The organism is Pseudomonas protegens (assembly GCF_003363755.1).
In the GTDB taxonomy this organism is placed as follows: domain Bacteria; phylum Pseudomonadota; class Gammaproteobacteria; order Pseudomonadales; family Pseudomonadaceae; genus Aquipseudomonas; species Aquipseudomonas danubii.
Genome location: NZ_CP031396.1, coordinates 341368 through 357556 on the forward strand (window position 1 = coordinate 341368; position 16189 = coordinate 357556).

The 16189-nt window shown below is 64.5% G+C and carries 15 protein-coding genes; 7 read left to right on the forward strand and 8 right to left on the reverse strand.

The features are described 5' to 3' along the window. Positions 1-61: 61 nt before the first annotated feature. The 3 genes from DWF74_RS01400 to DWF74_RS01410 all read right to left on the reverse strand — a co-directional run bounded on the left by DWF74_RS01400 (position 62) and on the right by DWF74_RS01410 (position 4120). The gene (locus DWF74_RS01400; RefSeq protein ID WP_240322004.1) at positions 62-2497 is read right to left on the reverse strand and encodes a TonB-dependent siderophore receptor; all 2436 of its coding nucleotides are present in this window, start codon (positions 2495-2497) and stop codon (positions 62-64) included. A gap of 161 nt (positions 2498-2658) precedes the next feature. Continuing rightward, complete coding sequence (locus tag DWF74_RS01405) at positions 2659-3615, reverse strand: FecR family protein (RefSeq protein WP_115580111.1); 957 nt, start codon at positions 3613-3615, stop codon at positions 2659-2661. Continuing rightward, entirely contained in the window at positions 3608-4120 is a 513-nt protein-coding gene (locus tag DWF74_RS01410; RefSeq protein WP_102863477.1) for an RNA polymerase sigma factor, read from the reverse strand. The genes DWF74_RS01405 and DWF74_RS01410 overlap by 8 nt, the downstream gene beginning before the upstream one ends. A gap of 257 nt (positions 4121-4377) precedes the next feature. On the opposite strand from DWF74_RS01410, the gene DWF74_RS01415 reads away from it, so the two are divergent. After that, positions 4378-5817, forward strand: a complete 1440-nt coding sequence (locus DWF74_RS01415) for a nucleobase:cation symporter-2 family protein (protein ID WP_115580112.1) — start codon at positions 4378-4380, stop codon at positions 5815-5817. Positions 5818-5984: 167 nt separating this feature from the next. After that, positions 5985-6446 carry an LEA type 2 family protein gene (locus DWF74_RS01420; protein ID WP_102863475.1) on the forward strand — a complete coding sequence of 154 codons (462 nt, stop codon included), beginning with the start codon at positions 5985-5987 and terminating at the stop codon, positions 6444-6446. Between the two features lie 3 nt (positions 6447-6449). Here the strand turns inward: DWF74_RS01420 and glsB are convergent, their stop codons facing one another. Then, positions 6450-7358, reverse strand: coding sequence for a glutaminase B (gene glsB, locus DWF74_RS01425; protein WP_102863474.1), 909 nt, complete (start codon positions 7356-7358; stop codon positions 6450-6452). Positions 7359-7862: 504 nt separating this feature from the next. Between glsB and DWF74_RS01430 the strand changes: the two genes are divergently transcribed. Further along, on the forward strand, positions 7863-9116 hold the full coding sequence (locus tag DWF74_RS01430) for a ferredoxin reductase family protein (RefSeq protein ID WP_102863473.1): 1254 nt from the start codon (positions 7863-7865) through the stop codon (positions 9114-9116). Here the strand turns inward: DWF74_RS01430 and DWF74_RS01435 are convergent, their stop codons facing one another. Continuing rightward, positions 9117-10652, reverse strand: a complete 1536-nt coding sequence (locus tag DWF74_RS01435; protein WP_115580113.1) for an MFS transporter — start codon at positions 10650-10652, stop codon at positions 9117-9119. A gap of 127 nt (positions 10653-10779) precedes the next feature. Between DWF74_RS01435 and DWF74_RS01440 the strand changes: the two genes are divergently transcribed. Together DWF74_RS01440 and DWF74_RS01445 are read left to right on the forward strand one after the other, a co-directional pair. Continuing rightward, on the forward strand, positions 10780-11694 hold the full coding sequence (locus DWF74_RS01440) for a LysR family transcriptional regulator (protein WP_115580114.1): 915 nt from the start codon (positions 10780-10782) through the stop codon (positions 11692-11694). After that, the gene (locus tag DWF74_RS01445; RefSeq protein ID WP_115580115.1) at positions 11691-12239 is read left to right on the forward strand and encodes a GNAT family N-acetyltransferase; all 549 of its coding nucleotides are present in this window, start codon (positions 11691-11693) and stop codon (positions 12237-12239) included. The genes DWF74_RS01440 and DWF74_RS01445 overlap by 4 nt, the downstream gene beginning before the upstream one ends. Positions 12240-12253: 14 nt before the next feature. On the opposite strand, the gene DWF74_RS01450 is transcribed toward DWF74_RS01445, so the two are convergent. Continuing rightward, positions 12254-13174, reverse strand: a complete 921-nt coding sequence (locus DWF74_RS01450; RefSeq protein WP_115580116.1) for a carbon-nitrogen hydrolase family protein — start codon at positions 13172-13174, stop codon at positions 12254-12256. Positions 13175-13258: 84 nt separating this feature from the next. Between DWF74_RS01450 and DWF74_RS01455 the strand changes: the two genes are divergently transcribed. Continuing rightward, positions 13259-14194, forward strand: coding sequence for a LysR family transcriptional regulator (locus tag DWF74_RS01455; protein WP_102863468.1), 936 nt, complete (start codon positions 13259-13261; stop codon positions 14192-14194). On the opposite strand, the gene DWF74_RS01460 is transcribed toward DWF74_RS01455, so the two are convergent. Next, positions 14166-14420 (reverse strand): hypothetical protein, encoded by a 255-nt coding sequence (locus DWF74_RS01460; protein WP_011061196.1) that lies wholly within the window; start codon positions 14418-14420, stop codon positions 14166-14168. The two genes, DWF74_RS01455 and DWF74_RS01460, sit on opposite strands and share 29 nt — an antisense overlap. 235 nt (positions 14421-14655) lie before the next feature. Here DWF74_RS01460 and DWF74_RS01465 point away from each other — a divergent pair, with 235 nt between their 5' ends. Then, positions 14656-14976 carry a DUF883 family protein gene (locus tag DWF74_RS01465; RefSeq protein ID WP_115580117.1) on the forward strand — a complete coding sequence of 107 codons (321 nt, stop codon included), beginning with the start codon at positions 14656-14658 and terminating at the stop codon, positions 14974-14976. A 56-nt stretch (positions 14977-15032) separates the two neighbouring features. On the opposite strand, the gene DWF74_RS01470 is transcribed toward DWF74_RS01465, so the two are convergent. Further along, on the reverse strand, positions 15033-16070 hold the full coding sequence (locus DWF74_RS01470) for an Ldh family oxidoreductase (protein WP_115580118.1): 1038 nt from the start codon (positions 16068-16070) through the stop codon (positions 15033-15035). Between the last annotated feature and the right edge of the window lie 119 nt (positions 16071-16189).

Sequence of the window (16189 nt, forward strand, 5' to 3'; positions counted from 1 at the left end):
CACCGAGGAAGACTTGCTGCGGGCCTTTGCCTGGGCCGTACCGATCCCGGGGCATGGCCCCTCAGTAGGCCATGCTCCAGCTCAGGGTGTAGGTGCGGCCACGACCCTGGTAGTCATACAAGTAGTCCGGCCCATAGGTCGGTGAGTAGAACAGCTTGGCGCGCTGGCCCCAGACCGTGCTGTATTGCTTGTCCAACAGGTTCTGGATACCGCCGCTGAAGGTGCCGAAGTCGGTGTCGTGGCTGCCCAGCAGGTCGAAGGTGGTGTAGCCGTCGATGGTGTTGGGGGCGTCGACGCTGTGAGTGGCGTCGATGACCTTGACCGCATCGTCCTTGAGGGTGAAGGCGTGGTTGCCCTGCAGGCGAACGTTGCTGCTGTCACCCTTCCAGCCGACGAAGGCGGTGAGTTTCGACAGCGAGGCATAACGGGCGTCGCGCTTGCTCCAGCCGCCGTTCTTGTTCTCCTCCTCGGAACGCACGGCATGCAGGGTGCCACCCACTTCCCAGCCGTTCTGGAAGTGCCGGGTCAGGGCGCTCTCAAAGCCGTAGTCGCGGCTTTTCTGATCCTTGACGTCAATGGTCAGGGTGGCCTGGTCGGTGCTGATCACCTTGTCCGACCAGATGTAGTACAGCGCCGCCTGGGCCTCCCAGTCGCTATCGGAGAAGCGCCAGCCGGTCTCCACCTGGCGGCTCTTGATCCCGGCCAGGGGGTTGTCGTCGACGCTCAGGCCCGGCTTGCCGTAGAACTTGGCCGGGTCCGGCAGATCGAAGCCCTCGCCGTAGTTGACCCAGACCTGATGACCGTTCTTGAAGTCGTAGATGCTGCCCAGGTTGTACAGGTTGACCGCATATTGGTTGCTGCCACCGGGGACGTTCTTGAAGCGGCCGACATCCACGTCCATCTGCTGACGCCGGTAGCCACCGGAAACCGTCAGGTTGTCGGTGGCATGCCAGTCCAGTTGGACGTAGCCGGACAGGCCGTCGACCCGATAGCTGGGATAGCGCGGCGCCTTGCTCAGGGTCACCAGATCCACACCGCCACTGTCCGAGGAAATCTGCTGATCGAAGGTGCTCTGCTCGGCATTGAAGCGCTCCCGGTCCAGGTCCACGCCGTAGGTGAGCTTGAAGGCATCGAGCTCCTTGGCCAACAGCGCCTTGAGGCTGGTGACCTCGAAATTCTGCTGCGAGGCAGCAAAGTACACGCCCTTGGAGCCTGCGGGACTGCCGCTGTTGTAGTAGGGGAACGGGAAGAAATTGTTGTCTTCCTTGCGGTACGAGGCCTGCAGGTAGAAGTCCTGACCCAGCACATCGCTGTGGTGATAGTTGGCGTTGAGCAGCAGGCGCTTGGTCCGCGGCTCCAGGTCGGTGGAATAGCCGCCCCGCAGCTCGGCGTTTTCCAGGTTGGACGGTGCCCGGTACTTGAGGTTGGGGAAATAGATCCCGGTGCTGCCGTGGTTGCCCGAGTCGTAGTACTGGGCCAGCAGGTCCAGGCTCTGCTCGTCATTGAACTGCAGGGCCAGGCTGCCCATCAGGTCCAGGGTGCGGTTGTACTGCAGGTCGGTCTGGGTGTTGTCGATGAAGATCTGTTTGCCGGCGCCGTCATAGAACGCCTGGTTCTGCTCCCCCGCCACCGCCAGCCGGCCGCTGATGGCCTCGTTGCCGCCGCTCACCGACTGGGCGACGCGGGTGCTCAGGTCATCGCTGTTGTTGAAGCCACTGCTGGCCCCCAGTTGGGTCTCGAACCGCGCCGGGCCCGGTTCGCCTTTCTTGGTGACGATATTGATGATGCCGCCGGTGGCGCCGCCGCCGTAGATGGCGCTGGCCCCGGACAGCACTTCGACGCGCTCGACGTTGAACGGCGAAATGCTGTCGAACTGCCGGGACAGGCCCCGGGAACTGTTCTGGCTGACCCCGTCGATCATCACCAGGACGTTGCGCCCGCGCATGTTCTGGCCATAGTTGGTGCGCCCTTCAGGGGCCAGGTCGAGGCCCGGCACCAGCTTGCCAATGGCTTCCTTGAGGCTGACTCCGGTACTCAGTTGCTCGCGCAGCTGGCTCTGCTCCACCACCCACACCGTGCCGGGGATCTCACTGATGGCGGTGCTGGTGCGCGACGCCACGCTGACCTGGGTCGGCTTGAGGTTGAGGCTGGCGGCCGGCGCGGCGCGACGCAGGATCACCGTGCGCGAATCGCTGAAGGACCAGCTCACGCCGCTGCCGGCCAGCAGTGTCTGCAGGGCCTGGGCCAGCGTAACCTCGCCATTCAGGGCCGGTGCTTGCAGGCCGTCCACATCAGCGGTGGTGTACAGCAGGCGCAGGTCGGCCTGATCGGCAAAACGGGTCAGTGCCTGATCCAGGGGCTGGGCCACCAGCTTGAGCACCACCCGGCGCTCCTGGGTGCTGCTGCCCTGGCTGGTGGAGCTGGCGTCCTGCGCCTGGGCCAGCAGTGGGCTCACGGCACCGGCGAACAGCGCCTGGGCCAGTAATGTGCGGCGCATGAGGTGTTGACCGCGCCCCAGTATCGACAGCTTGAACATAGCTTTCACGTGTTCCTTCCCAGCCCGTTGAAATGACGTCAATGAGAATGATTGTCTTCTCAGTCTCACTACGACGATTGGCCGGGAAAGAACTTGCAGTGCCCCAAGCAAAAAAAATCCACTCAGTGCAAAACCGCCAGCCACGGCAGGTAGGTCACCTGCAGCGGATAACGCTGCTGCAAGGCCTGCAGCGAACCCTGCGGGTCGTGCAGATCGAACACACCGCTGATGGCCAGGGCCGCCAACTGGCTATCGGAGATCAGAATGCGACCATGCTGATAACGCTCCAGCTCGCCAATCACCTCGCCCAGGGGGCGACCGTTGAAGATCAGCTTGCCCCGCTGCCAGGCGGTGAGACTGGCAGCGTCCACGGCTTGCTGGGCCAACAGCGGCTGGCCGGATTGATACTGCAGACGCTGATCGGCCTGGAGCAGCACCGGCGCATGATCACCAGTGAACTGCACCTGGCCTTCACGCACCACCACCGTCAGCCGACTGCCGTCGCGGCGCAGGCTGAAGGCGCTGGCAGCACTGTGCAGGTATTGGCCGTCGGCCTGCACCACAAACGGCCGTTGCGGGTCGGCAACCGGCTCGAACAGCGCCTCGCCAGATTGCAGGATCACCCGGCGCTCGCCCGCCGAGTACGCCACCGACAATGCGCTACCGCTGTTGAGCGTGACCCTGGAACCGTCCGCCAGGGTGATGTGCTGTTGCTGGCCGACCGCGGTGTGGTAGTCCGAGGTCAGGGCCGGCCACTGCCACCAGCCGACGCCGCTGGCCACGGCCAGTACCAGGGACGCCACCAGCGCCGGCCAACCACGCCAGGAACCGGTGGCTGTCGCCGCCCGGTGCTGTTCGGCGGCCCGGGTCTGGCCCAGGTCGCCCCACAGCTGCTGCGCCTCTTGCGCTGCTGCCGCGTGGGCCGGACTGGTCTGGCGCCATTGCTGATAGGCCATGCGCTGGGCCGCCGTGGCGTTGCCGGAATGCAGCAACACCTGCCATTGGAGTGCAGCGTCTTCAAGGCTTTCGGAGTGTTCGGTCATGGGGATGTCGGCGGCGGGCAAGGGGGAATCACTCATGATGCTGTTGCAGCCAGTCGCGGCAATGGCGCAGGGCCTGGCCGATGTATTTTGCCACCATGCTTTCGGAAACGCCCAGGCGTAACGCAATCTGCGCCTGAGTCAGGCCTTCCAGGCGATTGAGCAGCAAGGCCTGGCGGGCGTTATCCGAGAGTTGCGCCAGGGCCTCGTCGAGCACCGCCAGGCGTTCCTTGGCCAGCAGCACCGCTTCCGGCGCCGGTGCCGGGTCCACCACTTCACGGTGTGGCTCGGTGTCGCTGAGATTGGCCGCCAGGCGCTGCTCGCGGCGCAGGGTATCGATGGCCAGGTTGCCGGCAACGCGAAAAATGAAACGGCGATCGTTGTGCACCTCCACCGTCTGCTGGTCGACCTTGAGCAGCTTGAGATAGGTGTCCTGGGCCACGTCCGCCGCCCGTTGGCGATCACTCATGCGCCGGGTGAGAAACTTCAGCAGATCGTCGTAGTGCTCTTGAAAGCTGCGCAGCAGGCTGGGTATGGGCAGCATCGAGGGAAGGTCCGCAAATCGGGGAGGCGGATTATTCCACAACGGTAAATGAGAAACAGTATCTTTCGTATCCCTGCAAAATTGACCCTTTGCGCCTGTTTGCCCTTCTGACAACAGGACCTTTCTGGCATCCTGCGCCTCCTTTTTCTGACCGGGTGCGCAAGTCTTGTCCGATGCCATGACATTGCGGCCCAAGTCCCGTCCACTTTCCGGCGTGCGCCCTGGCGTTTTCGCACGCCACTGGCAGGCCTTCTCCCATGACCGCACCTGATCGTTCCCCTCCCCGCTACAAGTCCGACCTGATCTACGGCCTCAATGACCGTCCGCATTTCAGCGCGGCGATCTTCGCCGCCCTGCAACATGTGCTGGCCAGTTTTGTCGGCATCATCAGCCCGACCCTGATCTTCGGCGGCGTGCTGGGCCTTGAGAGCGAACTGCCCTACCTGATCAGCATGGCGCTGTTCGTCTCCGGCCTGGGCACCTTCGTCCAGGCCCGGCGCCTGGGGCCCATCGGCTCGGGCCTGCTGTGCGTGCAGGGCACCAGCTTCTCCTTTATCAGCGTGCTGCTCAGCGCCGGCTTCATGGTCAAGGGTCGTGGCGGCAGCACCGACGACATCCTCTCCACCATCTTCGGCATCTGCTTTGTCGCGGCCTTTATCGAGATGTTCCTCAGCCAGTTCATCGGCAAGCTGCGCAAGCTGATCACCCCGGTGGTCACCGGCACCATCATCACCCTGATGGGCCTGTCACTGATCAAGGTGGCGGTCACCGACATGGCCGGCGGCTACGGCGCCAGCGACCTGGGCGCGGCGAGCAACCTGGGGCTGGCGGCCCTGGTGCTGCTGACCATCGTCGTGCTCAACCGTTTCAACCACCCGATGCTGCGCCTGGGCTCGATCGTCATCGGCCTGACCCTGGGCTTCGTGGTGGCCTGGATGCTGGGCCGGGTGGACATAGCGGCCCTGCCCGACGTGCCGCTGGTGAGCGTGCCGGTGCCGTTCAAGTACGGTTTTTCCTTCGACCTGATTGCCTTTATTCCCCTGGCGGTGATCTTCCTGATTTCGCCCCTGGAAGCGGCCGGCGACCTGACCGCCAACTCGATGATTTCCCAGCAGCCGGTGAAAGGCCCGCTGTACATCAAGCGCATCAAGTCCGGGCTGCTGGCGGATGGTTTCAACTCGGCGGTGGCGGCGGTGTTCAACAGCCTGCCGATGGTGACCTTTGCCCAGAACAACGGGGTGATCCAGTTGACCGGCGTCGCCAGCCGCTACGTGGCCTACTTCATTGCCGGGCTGCTGGTGTTGCTGGGGCTGTTCCCGGTGATCGGCGCGGTGCTGCAACTGATGCCCAAGCCGGTGCTGGGCGGCGCCACCCTGATCATGTTCGGCACCGTGGCCGTGGCCGGGATCAAGATCCTCGCCGAAGCCGGCCTGCATCGGCGCAACGTGCTGATCGTGGCCATTTCCTTGGGCATGGGCCTGGGGGTGGCGGCGGTGCCGGAAGTGCTGCGTGAGCTGCCCAAGGCGCTGCACAACATCTTCGAGTCGCCGATTACCGTGGGCGCTTTCTGCGCGATCTTGCTCAACATTTTCCTGCCGGAGGAATTCCTTGAGCTGGAAGAGGATGAGTTCGACCCGGAAGCCGCGACCCTCAAGGTGATGCAAGACCCGGACATGAGCGGCAAAGCGAACTCCTGAGGCTGGCGGGCGTCTATGCTGCGTGCGCGGGTGTTGGGCTCTCGGCTTTGGAGGTTGGTCGGGGGTTTTCCAGGCAAGGCCCTGGGAGCCTTGTCGCAGCCTCGCAGGCTCGGCAGCGGCTACAAGGTGCCGGTCCGTCATTCATTTCCATTGTTGACAGGTATTGCATGCGTAGATTGATCGCCTTGACCCTGGTACTGCTCAGTCTCAGCGCCTGTGCGCTGTTGCCCAACCGCGACCCGCTGGCGATCAACGTGGTGGGCATCGAGCCACTGCCCAGCCAGGAGCTGGAAATGCGCTTCGCGGTGAAGCTGCGCCTGCAGAACCCCAACGAAAATGCCATCGACTACAACGGCGTCGCCCTGGACCTGGAAGTCAACGGCCGCCCGCTGGCGTCCGGGGTCAGCGACCAGCAAGGGCATATCGGCCGTTACTCGGAGGACATCCTGGTGATTCCGGTCAGCGTCTCGGCGTTTTCCGTCCTGCGCCAGACCCTGGGGTTGAGTCAGACCCAGACCTTGGACAACCTGCCTTATGTACTGCGAGGCAAGCTGGCCGGCGGCCTGTTCGGCACCCAGCGTTTCATCGATCGCGGGCAGATCAGCCTGAGCAACCCGGGCGCCTGGTAAGTCCTAGAACACCGACCAGCCGATGCGTTGGCTGAGCAGCTCCAGGGCCGCCATGCCCACCAGGGAGTTGCCAGCGCTGTTGAGTTCAGGTGACCACACGCACACCGTGAACTGCCCCGGCACCACCGCGACAATCCCCCCTCCCACCCCGCTCTTGCCCGGCAAGCCGACCCGATAGGCAAAGTTGCCGGCTTCGTCGTACAGGCCACTGGTGGCCATGATCGAGTTGACCTGCTGGGTCTGGCGCCGGGTGAGGATCTGTTCACCGCTGTGCTTGCAGAAACCGTCGTTGGCCAGAAAGCAGAACGCCCGGGCCAGATCGACGCAGCTCATGCGCAAGGCGCAGTGGCTGAAATAACTGCGCAGCACCGCCTCCACATCGTTATGGAAGTTGCCGAAGGACTGCATCAGATAAGCCATGGCCGCGTTGCGGGCACGGTGCTGGTATTCCGAATCGGCCACCCGGCCATCCACCATCACCTGACTGTTGCCCGACAGGCGCCGGACAAAGTCACGCATGGACAAGGCCGGCGCGGCAAAGCGCGACTGGTTGATGTCGCAGATCACCAGGGCCCCGGCGTTGATAAAGGGGTTGCGCGGCCGACCCCGCTCGAACTCCAGCTGCACCAGGGAGTTGAACGGCTGCCCCGAAGGCTCGTGACCCAGGCGCTCCCAAATCGCCTCGCCGGAATGACCGATGGCCTGCACCAGACTGAAGACCTTGGAAATACTCTGTACCGAAAACGGCGTGTCGGCGTCACCGGCGCTGAACACCTGGCCGTCGTTGCCATACACGGCAATCCCCAGCTGGTTGGCTGGCACATCGGCCAGGGCGGGAATGTAGTTGGCGACCTGGCCTTGGCCGATCAGGGGGCGGACTTCATCGAGGATCTGGTTCAACAGGGCTTGCATGGTCGGGCTCATCGTCACGGGCCCCGATACGGCTGCGGGGCTATGGCTGCTAGACGCGCGCCAGCGCCTGCGCAGCACACCCGTGTGCAAATCCTCCGCCACCTCGCAGGCGCCAGCCGGGCCAACGCCATCGCGGAGCCGGTTTGCCAACCCAAACACGCCCTAGCCCTGCACAGGTCTCGAAGGCCCCTTAGCCGGCCAGCCAACTGCTCCTCGCCCGTTGCCGCAATGCCCAGCACATGAAATCGAAATGTAATTGAGATTCGATCATTTTCAGCAGTCATAAAACACCGTATCGATGACCAACATCAGCTTGAATTAAGGTTAAAGCGCTAGAATGGCACCCGGTCACGCGCACAAAAACCTGTCATATCCAGCTTTACCCCAGCGCCACACCATTCCATGCATCGCTCCCTTTGGCAGCGCCCACCCGTTGCAAAGGGGCCCTTTGCGGCAGTCGATGTTCATGCCATGACGGCATTTCCTGAGCGGAGTCATGCACCCTTGAAAACCTGGCACACGATCGTCGGTGTCCTGCTGATCACCACCTTCACCCTCCTGCTGGAGATTCCTTCCGCCACCTGGCTGACCTCCGCCACCCTGAGCATGATCCTGGGCAGCACGGCCTTGGCCTACATGGCCCTGTCCTGCCTGCTGGCCGCCCGCTGGGGCTTGGTCGAGCGCCTGTGCGGCGGCCTCGACCGGGTCTACGAGGTGCATAAATGGCTGGGCATCTGGGCCCTGGCGTTTGCCAGCTATCACCTGGTGTTCAAGGCCAACCTGGAAGAATGGAACAGCGTGCCGATCCTCGAACTGTCGAAGTACTGGACACGCCTGGTGCGCCAACTGAGCTACGTGGCCCTGGGCCTGATCGTGCTCCTGGCGCTGAACCGCAACATTCCCTACAGCCAGTGGCGCTGGTGGCACAAGCTGTCCGGCCCGCTGTTTCTGATCGTCATCCTGCACGGACTGAGCTTCAAGTCGCCCATCACCCTGGACTCGCCCTCCGGTCTCTGGCTCGGCGCGCTGTGCATCCTCGGAGTGCTCGGGGCCCTGTACAAGCTGCTGCTCTACCCTTTCGTGGCCAAGGTCGGCGAGTACCAGGTGAGCGCGGTCAAGGTGGAGAAGAACTCCCTGCACCTGGAACTGACGCCCCTGGGTCGGGGCTTTCCGTTCAAGGCCGGCCAGTTCGCCTTTTTGTCGATGCAGGAAAAGGGCCTGCGCGAGCCGCACCCCTTCACCATCGCCAGCGCCCAGAGCGAAGACGGGCGCATCGAATTCGTGATCCGCGCCCTCGGCGACTACACCCAACGGCTGCGCAAGCAGGTGCAAACCGGCATGCGCGCTGACCTCTACGCGCCTTATGGTCGCTTCAAGCGGCCTCGGGAAGCGGCGCGGGAAATCTGGATCGGCGGCGGCGTGGGCATCTCGCCGTTCATTGCCTGGCTGCAGGATTCGGCCGCCGGGCAGTTCGACAAGGCGACCCTGGTGTACTGCTACAACCCGTCCCGGGCCTTTCCCAGCGTCGACACCCTGCAAGGCATGGCCCAGGCCCGTGGCGTGGACTTCGTCGCCAACAGCGGCGGCACCGAATCCCTGGCCCAGACCCTCAAGCGCACGGCCACGGAAACCGACCCGCAGCAGATCCAGATCAGCTTCTGCGGACCCAAGGGCCTGCTGGCCCAGGTGCGGGAGTTGATGAACGAATACCGGATTCCCGAAGGCAACCTGCACTACGAGTTCTTCGAGTTCCGCTGATCAGTCACGGGCCTGACACGGGTGGCGCGGCTCATGCAACGCCACCCTCACCACCAGGGCAGCCAGCAGGGTGATAACCATCAACACCTGCAACAGCTGGCTGAATGCCTGGGAGTAGATGTGCAGCAACCCTTCCCGGGACAACGTCGGCAAGGACCCGGCACTGGCCGCCAGATCGCCACCGGCCAACTGCCGCGCGGCCAGCAGCGACTCCCCCGGCAGTGCCAGGCTTGCAAGGCCGTGCTGCAACAGCCCCGCCAGCAGCGCCACCACCAAGGCCAGGGCAATGCCCTCACCCGCCACCCGGGTGGTACTGAAGATGCCACTGGCCATGCCGGCCCGCTCCTTGGGCACCACGCTCACCGACAGCCCATCCATCAAGCCCCAGGGCAATCCGCTGCCCAGGCCGATCAGCAGCAATGGCCAGGCCCGCTCGACCGCGGCCTGCCCCGGCTCGATTCGACTGAGCCAGAACAGCCCGCCAGCGGCCACCAGCAACCCCAGGCTCGACAGGTTGCCGGCGCTGAACCAGCGGTTGAGCCAGCCCGCGGCAAAGGGCACCACCAGCATCGGCGCCGACAGGGCCATCATCAGGATGCCGGCGTCGATCTCGCTGTAGCCTTCGACGCCGATAAAGCGGATCGGCAGCAGGATCAGCAGCACCACGTAGCAGTAGCAGGTGGCGATGGGCAGCACTTGCACCCCGACAAAGCGCGGGTAGCGAAACAGCGACAGGTCAAGCATTGGCCGCGAGGCCCGGCGCTCCACACCAATGAACAGCCCCAGCGCCAGCAGCGCTCCCGCCAGCAACAACAGGACCCAGGGGCTGTCCCAACCACTCTGGGGCGCCAGCAGAATGCCCCAGGTGAGCAACACCAGGGCCAGGGTGAAACTCAAGGTGCCGGGCCAGTCCACGCCTTGGGCCTCGGGGTCCCGGGATTCCTCCATGCGCGGCACGCCAAAGCCCAGGGCCAGACCACCGATCAGCGCTCCGGAGACAAAGATCCCGCGCCAGCCGCTGTGCTCGATCAGCACCCCGGCAAGGATCGGCCCAAAGGCCAGACCGACGCCGAAGGTGGTGCCCAGCAGGCTGAAGGCGCGGGTTCGCGCAGGCCCTTCGAAGGCCTGGGCCAGGGCGGCCGAGCCACCGGCCAGGGCAGCGGCGCCTGCCAGGCCCTGGACTGCGCGCAACAGGTTGAGCCACAGCAGCGACGGCACGAACACCAGGGCCAGGGAGCTCAGGCCGAACAGCGCCACCCCCAGGCTGAACAAACGCTTGCGACCGTACTCGTCGGCCAGGGTGCCGGCCGCCATCAGCACACTGCCGAAGGTCAGCATGAAGGCGTTGGTGGTCCAGCTCAGGGCCAGCGGGCTGCCCCCCAGTTCGCGGCCAATGGCCGGCGTCGCCACCGCCACGCCGACAAAGGTCAGGGGCAACATCAAGGCCGCCAGACAGACCGCGGCCAGTACGCCATAGGAAGCCCGCTCGCGGGCACGGGCCGGCTGCCCCAGGGACAATTCGAGTTCAGGATTCACACACACCTCTCAGCCCTGGTAACCCGGGCGATTTGCAGAAAAATCCATGATAGGGGTGCCGCAATAGGCGAAAAACCAGGCATTCTTCCGCTCTTTACGGACAAAAACGCTGTAATCGAGGTGATCGATGGACAACCTTAACGGCCTGCAGGTGTTTGTCTGCGTGGTCCGCAGCGGCAGCCTGGTGGGGGCCGGCGAGCGTCTTGGACTGTCCGCCTCAGCGGTGGGCAAGGCCCTGGCGCGCCTGGAACAACGACTCGGTGTGCGCTTGCTCAATCGCAGCACCCGGCGCCTGAGCCTGACGGACGAAGGCGCGCTGTTCTACGAGCGCGGCCAGCGTATCGTCGACGAGGTGCTGGAGGCCGAGGCCGAGCTGGCGCGGATCAGCGACAAGCCCCGAGGCCGGCTGCGGGTCAGCCTGCCCGCCATCGGCTATCGCATGCTGCTGCCGATCCTGCCGGAATTCGCCGCGCGCTATCCGGACATCGAGCTGGACCTGGACTTCAACGACCGGCTGATCGACGTGATCGCCGAAGGCGTCGACGCGGTGATCCGCAGCGGCGAGCTGCCAGACTCCCAACTCAAGTCCAGGAGCCTCGGTCCCTTCGGCTTCGTGCTGATCGGCGCCCCCGGCTACTTTGCCCAGCGCGGCATCCCGCACACCCCCCAGGACCTGGAGCGGCACGCCTGCCTGCACTACAAGTTCCCCGGCGGCAACGTGCTGCAGCCATGGAATCTGCGCCTGCCCGACGGCGCGCCACCGCTGGTAATGGGCCGCGCCCTGACCAGCAACAACCTGGAATCGTTGATCCACGCCGCAAGCCAGGGCCTGGGCATCGCCTACGTGCCCGAATTCGTGGTTTGCGGCGCCCTGGCCGACGGCAGTCTGATCTCGGTGCTGGACGACTATCAGCAAGAGCGCGGCAAGTTCTCCATTCTCTGGCCCAGCAGCCGGCACTTGCTGCCAAAATTGCGGGTATTCGTCGACTTTCTCAGCCAGCGACTGAGGCTAGGCAACGCCCACAAGGAGTCCCGCTCATGATCGACCCTGTTCCCACCCTGCACACCGAACGCCTGCTGCTGCGCCCCCTGGAACTGGCGGATGCCGAGGCCATCCAGCAGCTTTTTCCGCAGTGGGAAGTGGTGCGCTACCTCAATGCCGTGGTGCCTTGGCCCTACCCGGCCGACGGCGCCCTGAGCTACCTGCGGGACATGGCCCTGCCGGCCATGGCCCGGGGCACAGAATGGCACTGGACAATCCGTTTGCGCAGCGAGCCCAAGCAAATGATCGGCAGCATCAGCCTGATGGACGAAGCCGACAACAACCGCGGCTTCTGGCTGGCCCCGCCCTGGCAAGGCCGGGGCTACATGAGCGAAGCCTGCACCGTGGTCGACGAGTTCTGGTTCGAAGTGCTGCAACGACCGCTGATGCGGGTGCCCAAGGCTGCGCCGAACCAGGGCTCGCGGCGCATCTCCGAGCGTGGCGGCATGCACCTGGTGCGCTCCGAGAGCGGCGACTTTGTCGGCGGGCATTTCCCCCTGGACATCTGGGAAATCACCCGCGAGCAGTGGCGCCGCCGACGCTGAACAACACCGGCGACTCAGATAAAGCGCACCCCGGATCGGGGGCGCTGGTCCACGCTCAGTTCAAACACATCCGGACGCGCATAGTGGCCGACGACGTCGTAGTCATAGCGGGCCTTCACCAGGTCAGCCGTATCGATCTCGGCACTGATCAGCCCGGCACTGCCCACCAGCGGCCCGGCCAATACATCACCCATGGGCCCCACGATGACGCTGCCACCGGCAATCAGCGGGCGCTCTGCCGGCCAATTGGCGATCTTCAGCCCCAGCTCCTGGGGCGAGGCCTGGACCTGACAGGCGCTGACCACGAAACAACGACCTTCATGGGCGATGTGACGCATGCTCACCTGCCACATCTCGCGCTCGTCCACCGTGGGCGCGCACCAGACTTCGATGCCCTGGGCGTACATCGCGGTGCGCAGCAACGGCATCATGTTTTCCCAGCAGATCACCGCGCCGACCCGGCCCACCTGGGTGTCCAGCACCGGCAGGGTCGAGCCGTCGCCCTGGCCCCAGATCAGGCGCTCGGTGCCGGTGGGCATCAGTTTGCGGTGCTTGCCCAAGAGCCCCTGCTGTGGATCGAAATACAGCGCCGTGCAATACAGGGTGCTGCCACTGCGCTCGATCACCCCCAGCACCAGATGGGCTCCGGTACGGGTCGACAGCCCGGCCAGCGCCTCGGTCTCCGCACCCGGCACATCGATGGCATTGGCAAAGTAACGGGCAAAGGCTTCGCGTCCCTCCGGCAGGCGGTAACCCAGTTGGGTGCCGAAGCCTTCGCCCTTGGGATAGCCCCCCAGCAGCGCTTCGGGCATCACCACCAACTGCGCACCCGCTTCGATGATGGCGACCTCATAGGAGAGGATCTGCTCCAGGGTGGCGGCCTTGCCTTCTGGCAAGGCCCCGATTTGCAGCGCGGCGACGATGGACTTGGGCATGACATGACTCCTCGAACGATCAGGTGTTGCGCATTGTCCTGCCGCCGCTGATCATCGATAAACCCCAACCCAGTGCTTAATGATATGAACCAGATGAATATCGCCAGCGTCGACCTCAACCTGCTCAAGGCTTTTGAAGCCCTGCATGACGAGTCCAGCGCCAGCCGCGCAGCCCTGCGCCTGGGAGTGACCCAATCGGCCATGAGCGCAGCCTTGCGCCGCCTGCGCGAGTTGTATGGCGATCAATTGTTCGTTCGCACTGGCCGCGGCCTGGCGCCGACCCTCAAGGCCAATCAATTGAAACCGGTGGTCACTGAGGCCCTGAACAAATGTCGCCAGAGCCTGGCCATGGTTGCCCCGGACAGCGCCGATTATCAGGGACGCTCGGTGACGGTCGGCCTGTCGGATGATTTCGAGATTGCCTACGGCCGGCGCCTGATCGAGGCCGTGGCCCGCAGCGCACCCAAGTTGCGGCTGATCTTCCGCCAGACCCACAGCCAGATCGTCGCCGAGGCGCTGTTGCAGCGCAGCGTCGACCTGGCCATCAGCGCCGGTGGCTTTGCCGAGCGCCTGCTCAGTCGGCAGGTGCTGGGGGAAGGCGACTACCTGTGCCTGGCGGACCCGGCCAGCCTGGAGCCCGGGCAACGACAGATCGACCTTGAGGAGTTCGTTCGACGCGAACACCTGCTGGTGTCATCACAGGGGTTTATCGGCATCACCGATGAAGGATTGGCGAATCTGGGGCTCAGTCGCCAGGTCTGCGCCTCGACCACGCATTTTGCCGCGCTGCCCTTTCTGCTCAAGGGCAGCCAGGCGGTGGCGACCATTCCTGCCCATGCCGCGCGGCGCATCGCCGAGTTCACCGGCCTGCAGCTGCTGCCCTGCCCCCTGGCGCTGCCGCGCTATCCGATCGAACTGGGCTGGCGCACCAGCCCGCAGATCGACCCGCTGCTGGTGAAGGTACGTGAAGCGATTGTCGAGTGTTTCGCGATTACTTGTTCGCCGCCATCAGTCGATTGACTTCACTGCGCACCATGTTGGAGTACTCCGGCGGCGACATGCCGTCCAGTTCCGCGCGCACCCACTCGGCCCACTTGCCCTTGCGCTTGCCGCGCTCGCCGAACAACCGTGCCGCCTCGCCCTTGGCCTTGCCCAGGTTGCTCTGCCACAAGTCGAACAGACGGGACTTCTCGTCCTCGATGGCGGCGCGTTCGGCCAGGGTCTTGTTAGCCAGATTGAAACTCATGGGGAAATTCCTGCTGCGTAAAATAGGCGCCATCTTACACTGTAGGGGCTGACGGTTTTACTCAAGGGTGGCGAGCAAGGCGCAAAATGGCTGCAACTTTTGCCCCAGCGCCAGACTCCATTGCTTGTACCCGATAACTGCAGCCGCTGCCGCAGGCTGCTATCGACTTGGGCAATACGCCTGATACCGCAGGCGTGCCCTTGCACCACCGACCACATTTCCAAGGAAAAACTTCATGGCTCGCAAATCTGCCGCGCAAGCGGAAAACGATCAAATCAAGGACCAGGCCTTCAGCGAACTGCAGGCGCTGATCGAAGAATCGGAAAAGCTGCTCAAGGGCAGCGCCAGCCTGGTAGGCGAAGAAGGTGAGAGCTTGCGCCGGCAAGTGAGCCTCAAACTCAAGCAGGCGCTGGACTCGGTGAACAACGTGCGCGAACGCAGCAAGCCGGTGGTGGACGCCACCGAGCAATACATCGGTGGCCACCCGTGGCAGACCGTGGCCATCTCCGCCGGCGTTGGCCTGGTGGTCGGCCTGTTGCTGGGCCGGCGCTCGTAACCGCCCCGCTCGCTCCAGGGCCAGGCGCGCCAGTGGCGGCCTGGCCTTTTTTCGTTTCAGGCCTGCGCCAGCGCCCGCAGCTGTTGCAGTTGCTCCACGCCCATGGCGATTCCCTTTTGCAGCGAACGCTCGCGCTGCTGATGCCGACGATCCCCCGGTAGGCGCTTGAGTCCCACCGCGTGCATCTGCCGCACCAATTCCTGGCTGCGCTCGGCGAAGCTCTGTCCGGCGGCCTTGCTCGGGTCGATGACGATCAGCAACTGCCCGGTCCAGGGCGTCTTGGCACCGGGATGGTTGGACCAGTCGAACTCGAAGGAGAAGTGACCTCCGGTCAGGGCCGCGGCCAGCAACTCCACCATCATCGACAGGGCCGAACCTTTGTGGCCGCCAAACGGCAGCAAGGCGCCGCCTTCGAGAATCGCCTTGGGGTCCTGGGTCGGCTGCCCCAGGCTGTCGACGCCGATGCCAAGGGGCAAGCGCTCGCCCTTGCGCGCGGCGATCTGCACATCGCCGTGAGCGATGGCACTGGTGGCCAGGTCGAAGACGATCGGCTGGCCCTGGGCCTGGGGCGCGGCGAAGGCAATCGGATTGGTGCCGAACAACGGCCGGTCGGCGCCGTGAGGCACGACACAGGTCATGCTGTTGACCACGCTCAGGGCCACCAGCCCCTCTTCGGCAAAGGGCTCGACATCTGGCCAGAGTGCGGCGAAATGGTGCGAGTTACGGATCGCCAGCACCGCAATCCCGGCGTTGCGGGCCTTGCTGACCAGCCGCTCGCGAGCGGCCGCCAGGGCCGGTTGGGCAAAGCCGTTGCCAGCGTCGACCCGGACAAAGGCCGCCGCAACGTCTTCCACCACAGGCACCGCCCGACCATCGACCCAGCCACTGGCCAGGGTCGAGACATAGCCGGGGATACGAAACACACCATGACTCTGGGCACCGTCGCGCTCGGCGGCGGCGCAGTTCTCGGCCAGGCAACGGGCCACTTCGGCGCGACAGCCATGACGCAGGAAAATCGTCTCCAGCAACTGCACCAGGGCCGGCAGAGAGAGGTATTCGCAAGGCGTTTCAACATCCAGGGACGATGCAGACATCTGAAGCTCCAGAGTAATTATTGGAGGGGGCGACAGCGTGTGACCCGGCGATTAAACAACGCTGACTGTTGGCCCTGTCAACCCGATCCCATGGCTCGCAAGGAAGGTGCCAGCGTTGC